This window comes from Neisseria gonorrhoeae (assembly GCF_003315235.1).
In the GTDB taxonomy this organism is placed as follows: Bacteria; Pseudomonadota; Gammaproteobacteria; order Burkholderiales; family Neisseriaceae; genus Neisseria; species Neisseria gonorrhoeae.
Map to the genome: position 1 here is coordinate 24,714 of NZ_QNRU01000015.1, position 16,447 is coordinate 41,160.

A 16,447-nucleotide genomic window follows, 5' to 3' on the forward strand; every position below is an offset into this window, starting at 1 on the left:
AAATGTAAGAAACATCGTTAAAAAACAGTATCGGCGTGTTCCCGGTAAGATGAAAACCGCCGACATCCCGCCTGCGGGCGGCAAACGGGACAGAATCGGATGCGATTATACCTTAATTTAGGCGGCTGTCCGGCATTTATGCGTACACAATAAATCTTGCAGGATATTGTTGCGGGTCAAATGCCGGCCGGAGGGTATAGTGAATTAACAAAAACCGGTACGGCGTTGGCCCGCCCCGGCTCAAAGAGGACGATTCCCTAAGGTGATGAAGCACCAAGCGAACCGGTTCCGTACTATCCGTACTGCCTGCGGCCCGCCGCCTTGTCCTGATTTTTGTTAATTCACTATATTTTCGCCATATGGAAATAAGGTGTTATTGGACGCGGCGGGCGGTGTTCCTGAGATTCGCTAAAGTGTCTGCCGTTTGTTAGACTACATTCTGCTATATTTTAATCCGGTTCTGAAAAATCAAGGAAAACAGATGGATGCTTTTACCCGTGCATGGTATGCGCTCGAACGCCATTATCAGGATACGTGCCACATCCTTTTGCGCGACCGCTTTGCTGCCGAACCCGACCGTTTTGAGCGTATGCATGAGCGTTTGGACGGGATGTTGTTCGATTACAGCAAAAACCGTTTTGGCGAAGATACGCTGCAACTGCTCTGCCGTCTTGCGGAGACGGCGGATTTGGAAGGGAAAATGCGTGCTTTGCGGACGGGTGCGAAAGTCAACGGCAGCGAGGGGCGTGCCGCGCTGCATACGGCTTTGCGCCTGCCCGACGGTGCGGATGCCGTTTATGCGGACGGCAGGGACGTGTTGCCCGAAATCCGCCGCGAGTTAAATCGTGCGTTGAAGTTTGCACACAGTTTGGACGACGGTTTATATCAGGGGATAACCGGAAAACGGATTGCGGATTTTGTCCACATCGGCATAGGCGGATCCGACCTCGGGCCGGCAATGTGCGTGCAGGCGCTCGAGCCGTTCAGACGGCAGATTTCCGTCCATTTTGTTTCTAATGCCGACCCTGCCTGCCTGGATGAGGTCTTATGCCGTCTGAACCCCGAAACAACAATGTTTTGCGTTGCCAGCAAGTCCTTTAAAACACCGGAAACCCTGCTCAATGCAGAGGCGGTCAAGGCGTGGTATCGCGGTGCGGGGTTCTCGGAATCCGAAACGGCGCGCCATTTTTGCGCGGTGTCTGCCGATACGGAAGCGGCGCAAAGTTTCGGCATTGCGGCGGAACGCGTGTTTGCGATGTACGACTGGGTGGGCGGACGCTATTCCGTCTGGTCGCCCGTCGGTTTGCCCGTGATGGTTGCGGTTGGCGGGGCGCGTTTCCGCGAACTGCTAGCGGGGGCGCACGCGATGGACAGCCATTTTTTCCACACGCCCCCGCGTCGCAACATTCCCGTTCTGATGGCACTGATTGCCGTGTGGTATAACAATTTCCAGCACGCGGACGGGCAGACCGCCGTTCCGTACAGCCACAACCTGCGCCTGCTGCCGGCGTGGCTGAACCAGCTCGATATGGAGAGTTTGGGCAAAAGCCGCGCTTCAGACGGCAGTCCCGCCGCGTGCAAAACGGGCGGCATCGTGTTCGGCGGTGAAGGGGTCAACTGCCAGCACGCCTATTTCCAACTGCTCCACCAAGGCACGCGCCTGATTCCCTGCGACTTTATCGTCCCGATGACGGCGCAGGGCGCGGAGGACGGACGCAGCCGTTTTACCGTTGCCAACGCCTTTGCCCAAGCGGAAGCCCTGATGAAGGGTAAAACCTTAGACGAAGCACGCGCCGAACTGGCAGATTTGCCCGAAGCGGAACGCGAACGCCTCGCGCCGCACAAAGAGTTCCCCGGCAACCGCCCCAGCAACAGCATCCTGCTCGACCGCCTCACGCCCTACAATCTGGGTATGCTGATGGCGGCTTACGAACACAAAACCTTCGTCCAAGGCGCGATATGGAACGTCAACCCCTTCGATCAGTGGGGGGTTGAGTACGGCAAACAGTTGGCAAAAACCATCATCGGCGAACTGGAAGGCGGCACGTCCGTACACGATGCCTCGACCGAAGGGCTGATGGCGTTTTACCGCGAATGCCGTCTGAAAGGCGGCGGCGCGGCATAAAAGTACCGCCGCCTTTCTGTATTGATTCGGGCGCGGAAAAAGACATATGCCTGCCGCCCGCCCGATTCCGAAACGCCGGCATCCGGCAAGCCTGCGGCGCGGCTGACGGGCGGGCGTTTGTATGGCACAATAGCACGTTTGTTCCAACCGCCATGCCGTCTGAACAATACCGGCAAGCGTCCCGAAATATCTCGAACCAAGGAAACATTATGTCTTTGCAAAACATTATCGAAACCGCCTTTGAAAACCGCGCGGACATCACTCCGACCACCGTTGCCCCCGAAGTCAAAGAAGCCGTGTTGGAAACCATCCGCCAACTCGATTCAGGCAAACTGCGCGTCGCCGAACGCTTGGGCGTGGGCGAGTGGAAAGTCAACGAATGGGCGAAAAAAGCCGTGTTGCTGTCCTTCCGCATCCAAGACAACGAAGTCCTCAACGACGGCGTGAACAAATACTTCGACAAAGTGCCGACCAAATTTGCCGACTGGTCTGAAGACGAGTTCAAAAACGCAGGCTTCCGCGCAGTTCCGGGTGCGGTTGCCCGACGCGGCAGCTTTGTTGCCAAAAACGCCGTGCTGATGCCGTCTTACGTCAACATCGGCGCATACGTCGACGAAGGCGCGATGGTCGATACTTGGGCGACCGTCGGCTCTTGCGCGCAAATCGGCAAAAACGTCCACTTGAGCGGCGGTGTCGGCATCGGCGGCGTACTCGAACCCCTGCAGGCCGCACCCACCATCATTGAAGACAACTGCTTCATCGGCGCGCGTTCCGAAATCGTCGAAGGCGCGATTGTCGAAGAAGGCAGCGTGATTTCGATGGGCGTGTTCATCGGTCAATCCACCAAAATCTTCGACCGCACCACAGGCGAAATCTACCAAGGCCGCGTACCGGCAGGTTCGGTCGTCGTGTCCGGCAGCCTGCCTTCCAAAGACGGCAGCCACAGCCTTTACTGTGCCGTCATCGTCAAACGCGTGGACGCGCAAACCCGCGCCAAAACCAGCGTGAACGAACTCTTGCGCGGCATCTGATGCCTTAAACCGTATTTGAAACGTCCAATGCCGTCTGAAATCCGCTTCGGACGGCATTGCCGTCTGCACGCTGCAACGTGAAAACACAGAAACAGGGACAATTTGCTATAATCAACGGTTTAGAACGAACCGAACACTATTTGAAGGATACAAAATGGGTTTTCTGCAAGGCAAAAAAATTCTGATTACCGGCATGATTTCCGAGCGTTCCATCGCTTACGGCATCGCCAAAGCCTGCCGCGAACAGGGCGCGGAACTGGCGTTTACCTACGTTGTGGACAAACTGGAAGAGCGCGTCCGCAAAATGGCGGCGGAATTAGATTCCGAACTCGTATTCCGCTGCGATGTCGCCAGCGACGACGAAATCAACCAAGTGTTCGCCGACTTAGGCAAACATTGGGATGGCTTGGACGGTTTGGTGCATTCCATCGGCTTCGCGCCGAAAGAAGCCTTGAGCGGCGACTTCCTCGACAGCATCAGCCGCGAAGCGTTCAACACCGCACACGAAATTTCCGCATACAGCCTGCCCGCATTGGCAAAAGCCGCCCGTCCGATGATGCGCGGCAGAAACTCCGCCATCGTCGCCCTTAGCTACTTGGGCGCGGTACGCGCGATTCCGAATTACAACGTGATGGGTATGGCAAAAGCCAGCCTTGAGGCAGGCATCCGCTTTACCGCCGCCTGTCTGGGTAAAGAGGGCATCCGCTGCAACGGCATTTCCGCCGGCCCGATCAAAACGCTCGCCGCCTCCGGCATCGCCGATTTCGGCAAACTCTTGGGACACGTCGCCGCCCACAACCCGCTGCGCCGCAACGTTACCATCGAAGAAGTCGGGAATACTGCCGCCTTCCTGCTGTCCGACCTGTCGTCCGGCATTACCGGCGAAATCACTTATGTTGACGGCGGTTACAGCATCAATGCCTTGAGCACCGAGGGATAATCCGCCGTTTTCAAATCCGTGCGCCGTCCGTGCCGAGTATCGGTTTCGGGCGGCGGTTTGCCGTTTGAAGCGTATTTCCAGGGAAATGCCCGACTTGCGGCAGGCGGGATGGGAAATGCGGACGCTTGTTTTAACCGATTGCCTTTGTACCGACTTGCTGCAGGTGCGGCGGAAACGGTCCGAACGCGAAAATGCCGTCCGAAACGCCAAACGGGTTTCAGACGGCATTTTTTTATTTAAAGCATCAGCACACTTCGACCAGCCAGCCGTATTTGTCTTCCGCCAAACCGTACTGGATGTCGGTAATCGCCTTACGGATGGCATAGCCGCGTTCTTGGTTTTTCACTTCGATTTCTTTGCCGCCGATGACGAAGGAAGTAACGGGCGAGATGACGGCGGCCGTACCGGTCAAAATCGCTTCCGCACCGTTTTCCACAGCAGCTTTCAGTTCGTCAACCGTGAAATTACGTTCGCTGACGGTATAGCCCAAATCTTTGGCGACAGTCAGCACGGAATCGCGGGTAACGCCGTGCAGGAATTCGTCTGTCAACGGTTTGGTAATGATTTCATCGCCGTTAATCAGGATAAAGTTGGATGCGCCGGTTTCCTGAACGTCGCCGTTCGGGCAGAACAGGACTTGATTTGCGCCGTATTCGGCTTTCGCCTTCAGCAACCAGTGCATGGCGGAAGCGTAGTTGCCGCCGCATTTGACGCGGCCCATATGCGGGGCGCAGCGGATGTGTTCGGTTTCCACCAAGATTTTCACGGGCGAGCCGACTTTGAAATAGTCGCCGACGGGGGAAGCCAAAATATACAGCAGGGCGGTTTCGGAAGGAGAACCGGCCTTGCCGATAACGGGATCGGTACCGATTAAGGTCGGGCGCAGGTACAGCGCGGCAGGCGCATCGGGAATTTCGTCGGCGGCACGTTTGACCAGTTCGACCAAAGCATCGAGATAAGCTTGGGTTTCGGGGCGCGGCAGGTGCAAAATGTCCGCACTTTGCCGCATACGCGCGATATTGGCGGTCGGACGGAACAGCACGATTTTACCGTCTGCCTGACGGAAGGCCTTCAAACCTTCAAAGCATTCGCTGCCGTAATGCAGGGCATGCGCGCCGGGTGCAAGGGTAAGGTCTTGGGAAGATTGCCATTCGGTCGGCTGCCATTTGCCTTCGCGGTAGGCGAGGACGGGCATTTGACTGTGAAAAACGCTGCCGAATACGGCGGGTACGGGTCTGCTCATGATGTAAAGCCTTTCTTATTCTGATATGTTTCAATGAACGGTTTGAATTTGAAGGTTGTAAAGATACGCCTGCAAACAGGGTTTTGACAAGTGCGCGGCGGGTTTTTCTGTCGATGCGGTGTCCAATCCGTTATTTTTCAAATGGAAAGGAGCGGTGTATTTGGTAAAATTGTCGGCAATCGCATACTCCGTATGCCGTCCGAACACGCTGCCGCATTCTATCCGAAACCGTGCAAATCGTTTAAACTAACGCAATCTTGGTTCAGAGTGCGAAGCTGTCCGTGCGGCGTTTTTATTTACGGAGCAAACATGAAACTTATCTATACCGTCATCAAAATCATTATCCTGCTGCTCTTCCTGCTGCTTGCCGTCATTAATATGGATGCCGTTACCTTTTCCTATCTTCCGGGGCAGAGTGTCAATCTGCCGCTGATTGTCGTATTGTTCGGCGCGTTTGTCGTCGGCATCGTGTTCGGAATGTTTGCCCTGTTCGGGCGGCTGCTGTCCTTGCGCGGCGAAAACAGCCGCCTGCGTGCGGAAGTGAAGAAAAGTGCGCGCTTGAGCGGACAGAAATTGACTGCACCGCCGATACAAAATGCTGCCGAATCTGCCAAACAGCCTTAAGAAAGCCGATATGGACAACGAATTGTGGATTATCCTGCTGCCGATTATCCTTTTGCCCGTCTTCTTCACGATGGGCTGGTTTGCCGCCCGCGTGGATATGAAAACCGTATTGAAGCAGGCAAAAAGCATCCCTTCGGGATTTTATAAAAGCCTGGACGCTTTGGTCGACCGCAACAGCGGGCGCGCGGCAAGGGAGTTGGCGGAAGTCGTCGACGGCCGGCCGCAATCGTATGATTTGAACCTCACCCTCGGCAAACTTTACCGTCAGCGCGGCGAAAACGACAAAGCCATCAACATACACCGGACAATGCTCGATTCTCCCGATACGGTCGGCGAAAAGCGCGCGCGCGTCCTGTTTGAATTGGCGCAAAACTACCAAAGCGCGGGTTTGGTCGATCGTGCCGAACAGATTTTTTTGGGGCTGCAAGACGGTGAAATGGCGCGTGAAGCCAGACAGCACCTGCTCAATATCTACCAGCAGGACAGGGATTGGGAAAAAGCGGTTGAAACCGCCCAACTTCTTAGTCACGACGAACAGACATATCAGTTTGAGATTGCACAGTTTTATTGCGAACTTGCCCAAGCCGCGCTGTTCAAGTCCAATTTCGATGCCGCGCGTTTCAATGTCGGCAAGGCACTCGAAGCCAACAAAAAATGCACCCGCGCCAACATGATTTTGGGCGACATTGAACACCGACAAGGCAATTTCCCTGCCGCCGTCGAAGCCTATGCCGCCATCGAGCAGCAAAACCATGCATACTTGAGCATGGTCGGCGAGAAGCTTTACGAAGCCTATGCCGCGCAGGGAAAACCTGAAGAAGGCTTGAACCGTCTGACAGGATATATGCAGACGTTTCCCGAACTTGACCTGATCAATGTCGTGTACGAGAAATCCCTGCTGCTTAAGGGCGAGAAAGAAGCCGCGCAAACCGCCGTCGAGCTTGTCCGCCGCAAGCCCGACCTTAACGGCGTGTACCGCCTGCTCGGTTTGAAACTCAGCGATTTGGATCCGGCTTGGAAAGCCGATGCCGACATGATGCGTTCGGTTATCGGACGGCAGCTCCAGCGCAGCGTGATGTACCGTTGCCGCAACTGCCACTTCAAATCCCAAGTCTTTTTCTGGCACTGTCCCGCCTGCAACAAATGGCAGACGTTTACGCCGAATAAAATCGAAGTTTAACCACCACCGAGAGGAACACGAAAAATGCGCTTACTCCATACTATGCTCCGCGTGGGCAATCTCGAAAAATCCCTCGATTTCTACCAAAACGTTTTGGGTATGAAACTGCTCCGCCGAAAAGACTATCCCGAAGGCAGATTTACCCTTGCCTTCGTCGGTTACGGCGACGAAACCGACAGCACGGTTTTGGAACTGACGCACAACTGGGATACGGAACGATACGACTTGGGCAACGCCTACGGACACATCGCGGTTGAAGTGGACGATGCCTACGAAGCCTGCGAACGCGTGAAGCGGCAGGGCGGAAACGTCGTCCGCGAAGCCGGCCTGATGAAACACGGCACAACCGTGATAGCCTTCGTAGAAGACCCCGACGGATGCAAAATCGAGTTCGTTCAAAAGAAAAGCGGCGACGATTCGGTTGCCTATGCGAATACCTGATACCGCCGCCGCCAATGCCGTCTGAAGCCTTTAGGGGTTTCGGACGGCATTTTGTTGCCGACGGCCTGCTGTTTGAGCCTGTGCCGGTTCAAACTTTATCCGTTACACCGATAAGGCAAAAAAAGATGCCGTCTGAAACGGCATCCTTGATCTGCGAAAGGGCAGTTGGGAATCAAATACCCAATTCCTGCGCCAATGCTTGGGCACGTTTGAGTACGTCGCCTTCCGCTTCTTCCAGCAATTTCTGCACTGTCTCGGCAGCGGCATCGCGGTCGCCGATTTCGAGATACATTTCGGCAAGGTCGTATTTCGCTTCGGAAGGCGCGTCAGAACCTACAGATTCCGAAGGGAAACCGGTATCTGCATTATTTGGGATATTTTCTTCCGAGAGGTAGATGCTCCAATCTACCGTTTCCTCCTCGCCGTCTTTCAGGAAGTCGGGCAAAGCGTCTGCCTCAGAGGTGTTGGAATCAGGCGTTTCCAAAGTGATTTCCGCTGCATTTTCCTCAACGGCCGGTGCTTCGGCAGGTTGAAGCAATGCGGACAAATCGTCTGCGGCGGCGTTGAAATCGGGCGTTTCAGGCGCAGTTTCCGCGACGGCACCGGTTTCGTACACTTTCAGGAAATCGTGCAACTCTTCCGGTGTTTGGACTTCGGCAACTGTTTTTTCCAAGATGGTTTCGGGCGAGGAAGCCTTCAGGAAGCCTGCCAGTCCGGAGGGTGCGGCAGGTTTTGCGGAAGCTGTTTCTTCTGTGCCGATATGGTTGTTTGAGAACAGGTTGTTGTAGAAATCGGTATCGACGGTTTCCGGTTTGTTTTCGGCAGTTTGGGCGACAGATTCCGGTTCGGGCGTGTCGATGACGATTTCGACAGGGTTGTACGGGTTGAAGGTCTCAGGCTCGTACACGCTGTCTGTGGATTCGATGGCGTTCCAATCGGCATCCGCGCGTTTTTGGGTTTCTTCATCCTGCGTAAGTGCGCCGGACAAAATGCCGTTTTGCGCGGCTGCCAGGCTGTCGAAATCCAAGTCGATGCGGTTGGAAGGCGTATCGGTTTCGACATCGAACGTTTGTTTTGCCGATAACTCTTCTTCAGATTCCCCACCTAAGGCAAGTGTGTCGTTTACATCGTTTTTCGGAGCGGGTTCGGGCGTTGCCGGAGTTTCGACTTCGGCAAAGGTGATTTTTATGCCGTCGTCTGCCGCGTCGTCAAGGTCAGGCTCTTCTTCAGGGACGGATTCTTCGGTACGGCGCGCGCGTTTGGATTGGGCAAGGCGTAAAAGCAGCAGCAGGGCGATCAATGCCGCGCCTCCGCCGGCAAGCAGCAAGGTGTACGAACCGCCGAACAGACCGTCAAACAGTCCGCTTTCGGTTTCTTCTTCGGCAGAAACCTGTTCGACAGGTTCGGCAACGGGTTCGGCGGCAACTTCACTGGCTGTTTCCGCAACAGGTTCGGAAACGGTGTTACCGGTTTCGTCGGTCGGCGTGTCGATGGCAGAAGCGGCGGCTTCTTGGGGGGCGGATTCGGCAGCGGTTTCCGATGCGGCAGTATTTGCAGCGGGTACAGGTCCGGGTTGGCGTTCTGTCGCCGAAGCCGGAGTTTCGGACACTGCGGGTTTGGGTTCGGGTCGAACGGCCGGTTTTTCCGCTTTTGCTTCGGGCGCGGCAACTTTTGCTTCAGGTTTTTCAACCGGTTTTTCGACAGGTTTCTCTATCGGTTTCTCTACCGTTGCCTGTTTGGACGGTTCAGACGGCATGGATGCAGTTTCGGCTTTGGGTTTCGCCGTTTGCGGTTTGGGTTGTTCCGCTTTGATTTTTTTGGGTGCTGCCGCTTTGATCCTGTTCAGATTCGGAATGTGAAGCACGCTGCCCGCACGCAGTCTGCCGTGTGCGGAAACATTTGGGTTTGCCTTCAGCAGCGCATCGGCAACCTGTTCGAGCGTCAGGTGTTTCGGACGGATGGCGGCGGCAATCTGTTTGAGCGTTTCGCCTTTGCGGACGGTATGGGTTTTGCCGTTATGCGCCGGTTTGACGGCTGAGTTTGCGCTGTCTTTTTTATCGGTTTTGCGGAGGGCTTTGGCGTTTTGATTTTCTTGGGACTCTGCTTTCGGAGCGGTTTTGCGGTGTGTCTTGCCGTCTGAAAGTGCAGATTTGGTTTTGGGCGAGCAGCCGACAGGATCGAGGATGGCGGTGTATTCGCGTACCTGCGCGCCTGCACCGATGCGGAACACCAAGACGGGATCGCGGACTGCCTGTGCGGAAGAAACGGCAATGACGGCTTTATCGTCCAACTTGTGGACTTTGGCGGTCAGGCCTTTTTCGGAAACGGTAACGCTGCCGCCGCCTAGCAGGGCTTTGGCTTCTTCGCCGGTTACGGTAATGCTGCCGGAAAAGGGTTCGTCAAGGTTGGACCGGATATTCAGTCCGCCCAGTCGCGCATGTGCCTGAAAGGATGCGGCAACTGCGATGGAGGCGGCAATCAGTTTGATTTGTCTGTTGTTTTTGCAAGATGTATCCCCTGTGGGTTGGCGGCTGAATACGGTTTGACCGCGTACAGTCTGTAAATTTCGTCATCAGGCATAGGCAATACGGACGATAGGGTGCGGATAGGCAGAGGTTCCGGCCGAAGCTGTATTTTAAAGCCAATTTTATAAATTATGACATATTTCCATCTTTTTTCAAAAACATCTGTGCATATTTGCATTAATCAAAACAAAATTTGTTGGTTTTGCAGGTGCAAAGATAGGGTTCTGCCTGTATGATTAGCGTTTATTTGATTTGCTTTCTCATTTGGATATGAAATTTGTCAGCGACCTTTTGTCCGTCATCTTGTTTTTTGCTACTTATACCGTTACCAAAAATATGATTGCCGCTGCGGCGGTTGCCTTGGTTGCAGGCGTGGTTCAGGCGGCTTTCCTGTATTGGAAGCATAAAAGGCTGGATACGATGCAGTGGGTCGGACTGGTGCTGATTGTCGTATTCGGCGGCGCAACCATTGTTTTGGGCGACAGCCGCTTCATTATGTGGAAGCCGACAGTATTGTTCTGGTGCGGGGCGTTATTCCTGCTGGGCAGCCACCTTGCGGGTAAAAACGGCTTGAAAGCGAGTATCGGCAGGGAGATTCAGCTTCCGGATGCCGTATGGGGAAAATTGACATATATGTGGGTCGGTTTTCTGATTTTTATGGGTATTGCCAACTGGTTTGTGTTTACTAGGTTTGAAGCGCAATGGGTTAACTATAAGATGTTCGGTTCGACTGCGCTGATGCTTTTTTTCTTTATTATTCAGGGTATTTATCTGAGTACCTATCTGAAAAAGGAGGATTGACTGTGGAATATTTTATGTTGCTGGCAACAGACGGGGAGGATGTGCATGAAGCGCGTATGGCGGCACGTCCCGAACACTTTAAACGGCTGGAAACGCTGAAATCGGAAGGCCGTCTGCTGACGGCAGGCCCAAACCTGCTGCCGGACAATCCCGAACGTGTTTCGGGCAGCTTGATTGTGGCACAGTTCGAGTCTTTGGATGCGGCGCAGGCTTGGGCTGAAGACGATCCCTATGTTCATGCCGGCGTGTACAGCGAAGTGCTGATCAAGCCGTTTAAAGCGGTGTTCAAATAATGCCGGCTGTCGATTTGATCCGCGAACGCCTGCAGACGCTCGATCCTCTGGTGTTGGAAATCGGCGATGAGAGCCATCTGCACAAAGGACACGCGGGCAATACCGGCGGCGGACATTATGCCGTTTTGGTCGTCAGCGGCCGTTTTGAAGGTTTAAGCCGTCTGAACCGTCAGAAAACGGTCAAATCGCTGCTCAAAGATTTATTTTCAGGCGGCATGATTCACGCGCTCGGCATCCGGGCGGCTACCCCTGACGAGTATTTCCATACGGCGGACTGAATGAAGTCTGCCTGAATATTTCAATTTAAAATTTAAAGAGAGAAGATTATGAAAGCAAAAATCCTGACTTCCGTTGCGCTGCTTGCCTGTTCCGGCAGCCTGTTTGCCCAAACGCTGGCAACCGTTAACGGTCAGAAAATCGACAGTTCCGTCATCGATGCGCAGGTTGCCGCATTCCGTGCGGAAAACAGCCGTGCCGAAGACACGCCGCAACTGCGCCAATCCCTGCTGGAAAACGAAGTGGTCAACACCGTGGTCGCACAGGAAGTGAAACGCCTGAAACTCGACCGGTCGGCAGAGTTTAAAGATGCGCTTGCCAAATTGCGTGCCGAAGCGAAAAAGTCGGGCGACGACAAGAAACCGTCCTTCAAAACCGTTTGGCAGGCGGTAAAATATGGCTTGAACGGCGAGGCATACGCACTGCATATCGCCAAAACCCAACCGGTTTCCGAGCAGGAAGTAAAAGCCGTTTACGACAATATCAGCGGTTTTTATAAAGGCACGCAGGAAGTCCAGTTGGGCGAAATCCTGACCGACAAGGAAGAAAATGCGAAAAAAGCGGTTGCCGATTTGAAGGCGAAAAAAGGTTTTGATGCCGTTTTGAAACAATACTCGCTCAACGACCGCACCAAACGGACCGGCGCGCCGGACGGATATGTGCCGCTGAAAGATTTGGAACAGGGTGTTCCGCCGCTTTATCAGGCAATTAAGGACTTGAAAAAAGGCGAATTTACGGCAACGCCGCTGAAAAACGGCGATTTCTACGGCGTTTATTATGTCAACGACAGCCGCGAGGTGAAAGTGCCTTCTTTTGACGAAATGAAAGGACAGATTGCCGGCAACCTTCAGGCGGAACGGATTGACCGTGCCGTCGGTGCGCTGTTGGGTAAGGCAAACATCAAACCTGCAAAATAATCTGAAAACGGGATACGGCGGCAAGACGTTCATACAGGCGTTTTGCCGCCGCGCAGGACAGGGAATACCATGAAACAGAAAAAGACCGCTGCCGCAGTTATTGCTGCAATGTTGGCAGGTTTTGCGGCAGCCAAAGCACCCGAAATCGACCCGGCTTTGGTGGATACGCTGGTGGCGCAGATCATGCAGCAGGCAGACCGGCATGCGGAGCAGTCCCAAAGACCGGACGGGCAGGCAATCCGAAACGATGCCGTCCGCCGGCTGCAAACTTTGGAAGTTTTGAAAAACAGGGCATTGAAGGAAGGTTTGGATAAGGATAAGGATGTCCAAAACCGCTTTAAAATCGCCGAAGCGTCTTTTTATGCCGAGGAGTACGTCCGTTTTCTGGAACGTTCGGAAACGGTTTCCGAAAGCGCACTGCGTCAGTTTTATGAGCGGCAAATCCGCATGATCAAATTGCAGCAGGTCAGCTTCGCAACCGAAGAGGAGGCGCGTCAGGCGCAGCAGCTCCTGCTCAAAGGGCTGTCTTTTGAAGGGCTGATGAAGCGTTATCCGAACGACGAGCAGGCGTTCGACGGTTTCATTATGGCGCAGCAGCTTCCCGAGCCGCTGGCTTCGCAGTTTGCCGGTATGAACCGTGGCGACGTTACCCGCAATCCGGTCAAATTGGGCGAACGCTATTACCTGTTCAAACTCGGCGCGGTCGGGAAAAACCCCGACGCGCAGCCTTTCGAGTTGGTCAGAAACCAGTTGGAACAAGGTTTGAGGCAGGAAAAAGCCCGCTTGAAAATCGATGCCCTTTTGGAAGAAAACGGTGTCAAACCGTAATGGCATTTCCGATACCGATGCCGTCTGAAGCCTTTTCAGACGGCATTGCACGTTCAGGTAAGGAGGACGGCTTATGCGTGCGGTCATACAGAAAACGGTAGGTGCAAAGGTGGATGTCGTGTCCGAAGCCGGCACGGAAACCTGCGGCAAAATCGACGGCGGGTTTGTCGTGTTACTCGGTGTAACGCATAGCGACACAGAAAAAGATGCACGCTATATCGCCGACAAAATCGCACATTTGCGCGTGTTTGAAGACGAAGCGGGCAAGCTGAACCTGTCTTTGAAAGATGTCGGCGGCGCGGTGCTGCTGGTGTCGCAGTTTACGCTTTATGCCGACGCGGCAAGCGGGCGGCGGCCTTCGTTTTCCCAAGCCGCGCCGGCAGAACAGGCGCAACGGCTTTACCTGCGAACGGCGGAGCTGTTACGCGGACACGGGATTCATGTCGAAACAGGGCGTTTCCGCACGCATATGCAGGTGTCGCTCTGCAACGACGGGCCGGTAACCATACTGCTGGACTCTTTCATGACGCGGATTTCCCCAAAAATGAAGGTTGTTCCGGATTGAAATTGAGTCCGCAATGATGAAATATCGACAATGAACGACAATACACACACCCTTCCCCCGCGCCGCCTTTCCGTCGCCCCTATGCAGGGTCATGTAATATTTAATTAAATTAATATATAAATCAAATATTTGAATTATATTTATAAAAAAGGTGCAAATAAGGTGCAAATAAAATTAGTTTTTCCCAATGGGTTAAAGAAAAAATCCGAAAAGAGTTCTTAAAATAGCCCGACCGCCGCCAAGCCGCAAACTTGGCGGTTTTTTTGTTGCCCTATGATTTTAAATCGAGTAAAATGTATCTACGATTATTTTCAACAAGGGGGAAGAATGAACCCAACCAAACAATCCAAAAAAAGCTACGAATCTAAGCGCGTTTTAAAGCACGTTTCATTTAACACTGAAAAAGAAGCTAATTTATTGGAATTTTCCAATAATTTAGACTTCTCCAAATGGGTAAAAGAAAAGCTGAAACATGAACTTGAATTAGAAAAACTGAAAAAATAATAGAAATGGCTTGCATGAATCGTAGATACAAATTATAATTTCAACACTTGCTGATTGCAGGTAAAAAAGAAGCCCAAACCAAGCTGTAACTTGATTTGGGCAGGTGGAAAGCAGAGCGGCAACTCTCTTTCCGCGTCTATCTACCATGAAATAGAAAGGTCATTCTACCATGAATACTGTCCAAGTTTTAAACTTTCAACAAAGCTCCGTCCGTGCTTCCCCCCAAAATATTGACGCAATAGCGGAATAATAGTAAAGTTCGGTTCACAGGTTTGGTCGCCTGTTTCTTTCGTGGTTATTGCCGCGCTTGCGGCTTTTGTTTTGATAAGAGTTCCCTGAAGGGTGTATGTTAAACATACACCCTTGCTGAAAAAGCCAACGGGCGGACTTTCGGGACATCTCCGGATGTGCTGTTTCCACGAGCAGTCGACCAACCTGAAACGTCCGCCTACCTCTTCTTGGTCGAAGAGAGGCTTTCAAACTTTCGTGGAGCTTAAAATGCAAAACACCATTTCTGTATTTTCTTTCAAATCTCAAAATGTCCGTACTCAAATCTTGGGGGCTGAACCTTGGTTTTGCCTTGGCGATGTTGCGGAAATTCTTCAAATTCAAAATGCCCGTCAGTTGCCATTAAAAGACCAGGGCATTCAAAAATCCAGCGTTGCAACAAAAAAAGGCAACCAAGAATTACTTTTCATCAACGAGCCGAATCTCTACCGAGTCATCTTCCGTTCACGCAAAGCCGAAGCCGTCAAATTCCAAGACTGGATATTTGAAGAGGTTATCCCTCAAATCCGCAAAACAGGCGGCTACCAAATTACTCCCAAAACCACCGCCGACGACCGTACCGGATTGCGCCGGGCGGTTGCCGCGCTTGTCGGGCGCAAACGCATAGGCTACTCCTCCGCGTACAGTATGATACACCAACGCTTCAACGTCGAAGCCGTCGAAGGCATCCCCGCCGACAAACTGCCCGAAGCCGTCGCCTACGTCCACGCATTGACACTGCACACGGGTTTGGCCGGCGAAGTCCCCGACCGCGAACCGTTGCCCGCGCCGCAACCCGCCCTGCCCATCGACGGCAACTCTTTAGCCGACATTGCCGCTATGGTTTATTACGGCACACGGATGATTGAATCGGGCAAAGACGTTTCCGCACCGCTCAAACAGCTTGGCAACAGACAGGCGGTTACGATGCTGACGGTCTGGCACGAAACCCGTTCAATCCTGAAAAGATCCGCCGCGGCCCTCGAAGTGTTGCGGGGATATGCGGACAAAGACGCCTCCGGCCGCATAGCCGCATGTCTTGAAGGCATTTACGGCAAGGCTGCGGCAAGGTAAACGGAAAATGCCGTCTGAACCTTCGGACGGCATTTTTATTGAAGGGATGATTGGGGATTTGTAGGCGTTTGCAGATACGACAAGGGGCGCATTCCGCGCCCCGTCACACGCACGGACGGCTTGTCATCGCCTGTCGCCCGTGCGCGGCTGCCCATATTTCGGAACAGTCTTGCAAGCCCCTTTAAGGGAACGGTTTTATTCTAGTACAGTTTGAATGCCTTGGCAACGGCTGTTTTAACCGCCTGAAAATCCTCTTCACTGATTATTGGGATGCAACGGTCGCGCCCTTTGGGTTTGTATCGGTCTAATCGTGCCAATCCGACTGTTGCCGTCATATCGCATTTTGCCCGACATTGGATGTGCGGCTTGTCCGGTAAGGGGTTTTCACTCATTTTGTGGTGGCAGTCCGCCAAAGGGACAGGCTCTGTGCCGCTTAAGGGTACGACCGTTACCGGTTTGCCGTTGTGCCTGTTTCGCGCTATGACGACGACAGGGCGTTTCTTGACCATTTCCGGTTCTTCATAACCGCGAAAGTCGCACATGATAACTGAACGTTCCCTTGGTTGGAATTTTAAAGGCATTAGCCGCTCCTGACGATGACAGGCGGCTATTATAGCAGTTCTTACACAAAAAACCGCTTTGTGTAAGGCGGTTGCAAAAAAAAGCCTTCCAATAAAAATGCCGCCTGAACCTTTCAGAGTGCGAAGCCTGCCCATAGGGTACGGCATTTTCATTTCCGCCCATTATTGGTGCGCTTAATAATTTTGTATAACGCCCCCTTCGCGCAAACAAAACGGCAAAAATTTGCCGCGT

Annotated in this window: 18 protein-coding genes; 14 read left to right on the plus strand and 4 right to left on the minus strand. The window is 53.2% G+C overall.

The genetic code is table 11. The annotated features are described in order from the left end of the window. Positions 1 to 481 precede the first annotated feature (481 nt). The 3 genes from pgi to fabI all read left to right on the plus strand — a co-directional run bounded on the left by pgi (position 482) and on the right by fabI (position 4,096). Positions 482 to 2,125, plus strand: coding sequence for a glucose-6-phosphate isomerase (gene pgi, locus DFR77_RS07640; RefSeq protein WP_003697594.1), 1,644 nt, complete (start codon positions 482 to 484; stop codon positions 2,123 to 2,125). A 209-nt stretch (positions 2,126 to 2,334) separates the two neighbouring features. Continuing rightward, the gene (dapD, locus tag DFR77_RS07645; RefSeq protein WP_003689804.1) at positions 2,335 to 3,156 is read left to right on the plus strand and encodes a 2,3,4,5-tetrahydropyridine-2,6-dicarboxylate N-succinyltransferase; all 822 of its coding nucleotides are present in this window, start codon (positions 2,335 to 2,337) and stop codon (positions 3,154 to 3,156) included. A gap of 154 nt (positions 3,157 to 3,310) precedes the next feature. Then, positions 3,311 to 4,096, plus strand: a complete 786-nt coding sequence (gene fabI / locus DFR77_RS07650) for an enoyl-ACP reductase FabI (protein ID WP_002223367.1) — start codon at positions 3,311 to 3,313, stop codon at positions 4,094 to 4,096. A gap of 244 nt (positions 4,097 to 4,340) precedes the next feature. On the opposite strand, the gene ilvE is transcribed toward fabI, so the two are convergent. Continuing rightward, positions 4,341 to 5,339 carry a branched-chain-amino-acid transaminase gene (gene ilvE / locus DFR77_RS07655; protein ID WP_003689799.1) on the minus strand — a complete coding sequence of 333 codons (999 nt, stop codon included), beginning with the start codon at positions 5,337 to 5,339 and terminating at the stop codon, positions 4,341 to 4,343. A gap of 309 nt (positions 5,340 to 5,648) precedes the next feature. Here ilvE and DFR77_RS07665 point away from each other — a divergent pair, with 309 nt between their 5' ends. The 3 genes from DFR77_RS07665 to gloA are packed head-to-tail and all read left to right on the plus strand — an operon-like array spanning position 5,649 to position 7,584. Continuing rightward, positions 5,649 to 5,963: a LapA family protein gene (locus DFR77_RS07665; RefSeq protein ID WP_010359134.1), complete on the plus strand. Its 315-nt coding sequence runs from the start codon at positions 5,649 to 5,651 to the stop codon at positions 5,961 to 5,963. A 10-nt stretch (positions 5,964 to 5,973) separates the two neighbouring features. Then, entirely contained in the window at positions 5,974 to 7,143 is a 1,170-nt protein-coding gene (lapB, locus tag DFR77_RS07670; protein ID WP_003689796.1) for a lipopolysaccharide assembly protein LapB, read from the plus strand. Positions 7,144 to 7,167: 24 nt separating this feature from the next. Then, positions 7,168 to 7,584 carry a lactoylglutathione lyase gene (gene gloA / locus DFR77_RS07675; RefSeq protein WP_003698936.1) on the plus strand — a complete coding sequence of 139 codons (417 nt, stop codon included), beginning with the start codon at positions 7,168 to 7,170 and terminating at the stop codon, positions 7,582 to 7,584. A 172-nt stretch (positions 7,585 to 7,756) separates the two neighbouring features. Here gloA and tspA read toward each other — a convergent pair whose 3' ends face one another. Beyond that, the gene (gene tspA, locus DFR77_RS07680) at positions 7,757 to 10,072 is read right to left on the minus strand and encodes a FimV/HubP family polar landmark-like protein TspA (protein ID WP_029671550.1); all 2,316 of its coding nucleotides are present in this window, start codon (positions 10,070 to 10,072) and stop codon (positions 7,757 to 7,759) included. Positions 10,073 to 10,379: 307 nt separating this feature from the next. Between tspA and DFR77_RS07690 the strand changes: the two genes are divergently transcribed. The 8 genes from DFR77_RS07690 to DFR77_RS07725 all read left to right on the plus strand — a co-directional run bounded on the left by DFR77_RS07690 (position 10,380) and on the right by DFR77_RS07725 (position 15,634). After that, positions 10,380 to 10,910, plus strand: a complete 531-nt coding sequence (locus tag DFR77_RS07690) for a septation protein A (protein ID WP_010359130.1) — start codon at positions 10,380 to 10,382, stop codon at positions 10,908 to 10,910. Positions 10,911 to 10,912: 2 nt separating this feature from the next. Then, a complete protein-coding gene (locus DFR77_RS07695; protein WP_003689792.1) occupies positions 10,913 to 11,203 on the plus strand; it encodes a YciI family protein in 291 nt (96 codons plus the stop codon). Continuing rightward, entirely contained in the window at positions 11,203 to 11,481 is a 279-nt protein-coding gene (locus DFR77_RS07700) for a BolA family protein (RefSeq protein WP_003689791.1), read from the plus strand. The genes DFR77_RS07695 and DFR77_RS07700 overlap by 1 nt, the downstream gene beginning before the upstream one ends. Before the next feature lie 48 nt (positions 11,482 to 11,529). Next, complete coding sequence (locus tag DFR77_RS07705) at positions 11,530 to 12,396, plus strand: peptidyl-prolyl cis-trans isomerase (protein ID WP_003689790.1); 867 nt, start codon at positions 11,530 to 11,532, stop codon at positions 12,394 to 12,396. Positions 12,397 to 12,465: 69 nt separating this feature from the next. Further along, positions 12,466 to 13,224, plus strand: coding sequence for a peptidyl-prolyl cis-trans isomerase (locus DFR77_RS07710; protein WP_003689788.1), 759 nt, complete (start codon positions 12,466 to 12,468; stop codon positions 13,222 to 13,224). Positions 13,225 to 13,297: 73 nt separating this feature from the next. Further along, on the plus strand, positions 13,298 to 13,789 hold the full coding sequence (dtd, locus tag DFR77_RS07715; RefSeq protein ID WP_003689787.1) for a D-aminoacyl-tRNA deacylase: 492 nt from the start codon (positions 13,298 to 13,300) through the stop codon (positions 13,787 to 13,789). A 327-nt stretch (positions 13,790 to 14,116) separates the two neighbouring features. After that, entirely contained in the window at positions 14,117 to 14,293 is a 177-nt protein-coding gene (locus DFR77_RS07720; protein ID WP_003689785.1) for a hypothetical protein, read from the plus strand. A 498-nt stretch (positions 14,294 to 14,791) separates the two neighbouring features. Further along, positions 14,792 to 15,634, plus strand: a complete 843-nt coding sequence (locus DFR77_RS07725) for a BRO-N domain-containing protein (protein ID WP_017146878.1) — start codon at positions 14,792 to 14,794, stop codon at positions 15,632 to 15,634. A 200-nt stretch (positions 15,635 to 15,834) separates the two neighbouring features. Here the strand turns inward: DFR77_RS07725 and DFR77_RS07730 are convergent, their stop codons facing one another. Further along, the gene (locus DFR77_RS07730) at positions 15,835 to 16,215 is read right to left on the minus strand and encodes a type II toxin-antitoxin system PemK/MazF family toxin (protein ID WP_003694162.1); all 381 of its coding nucleotides are present in this window, start codon (positions 16,213 to 16,215) and stop codon (positions 15,835 to 15,837) included. Further along, on the minus strand, positions 16,154 to 16,447 hold a 294-nt coding region (locus DFR77_RS13795), incomplete at its 5' end, for a hypothetical protein (RefSeq protein ID WP_249033553.1). The genes DFR77_RS13795 and DFR77_RS07730, both read right to left, overlap by 62 nt.

Coding starts and splice junctions, on each gene's coding strand:
- DFR77_RS07710 (WP_003689788.1), top strand. CDS start 12,466: ATGAAACAGAAAAAGACCGCTGCCGCAGTTATTGCTGCAATGTTGGCA.
- lapB (WP_003689796.1), top strand. CDS start 5,974: ATGGACAACGAATTGTGGATTATCCTGCTGCCGATTATCCTTTTGCCC.
- DFR77_RS07730 (WP_003694162.1), bottom strand. CDS start 16,215: ATGCCTTTAAAATTCCAACCAAGGGAACGTTCAGTTATCATGTGCGAC.
- pgi (WP_003697594.1), top strand. CDS start 482: ATGGATGCTTTTACCCGTGCATGGTATGCGCTCGAACGCCATTATCAG.
- DFR77_RS07700 (WP_003689791.1), top strand. CDS start 11,203: ATGCCGGCTGTCGATTTGATCCGCGAACGCCTGCAGACGCTCGATCCT.
- fabI (WP_002223367.1), top strand. CDS start 3,311: ATGGGTTTTCTGCAAGGCAAAAAAATTCTGATTACCGGCATGATTTCC.
- DFR77_RS07690 (WP_010359130.1), top strand. CDS start 10,380: ATGAAATTTGTCAGCGACCTTTTGTCCGTCATCTTGTTTTTTGCTACT.
- DFR77_RS07720 (WP_003689785.1), top strand. CDS start 14,117: ATGAACCCAACCAAACAATCCAAAAAAAGCTACGAATCTAAGCGCGTT.
- dapD (WP_003689804.1), top strand. CDS start 2,335: ATGTCTTTGCAAAACATTATCGAAACCGCCTTTGAAAACCGCGCGGAC.
- DFR77_RS07725 (WP_017146878.1), top strand. CDS start 14,792: ATGCAAAACACCATTTCTGTATTTTCTTTCAAATCTCAAAATGTCCGT.
- dtd (WP_003689787.1), top strand. CDS start 13,298: ATGCGTGCGGTCATACAGAAAACGGTAGGTGCAAAGGTGGATGTCGTG.
- gloA (WP_003698936.1), top strand. CDS start 7,168: ATGCGCTTACTCCATACTATGCTCCGCGTGGGCAATCTCGAAAAATCC.
- DFR77_RS07705 (WP_003689790.1), top strand. CDS start 11,530: ATGAAAGCAAAAATCCTGACTTCCGTTGCGCTGCTTGCCTGTTCCGGC.
- DFR77_RS07665 (WP_010359134.1), top strand. CDS start 5,649: ATGAAACTTATCTATACCGTCATCAAAATCATTATCCTGCTGCTCTTC.
- ilvE (WP_003689799.1), bottom strand. CDS start 5,339: ATGAGCAGACCCGTACCCGCCGTATTCGGCAGCGTTTTTCACAGTCAA.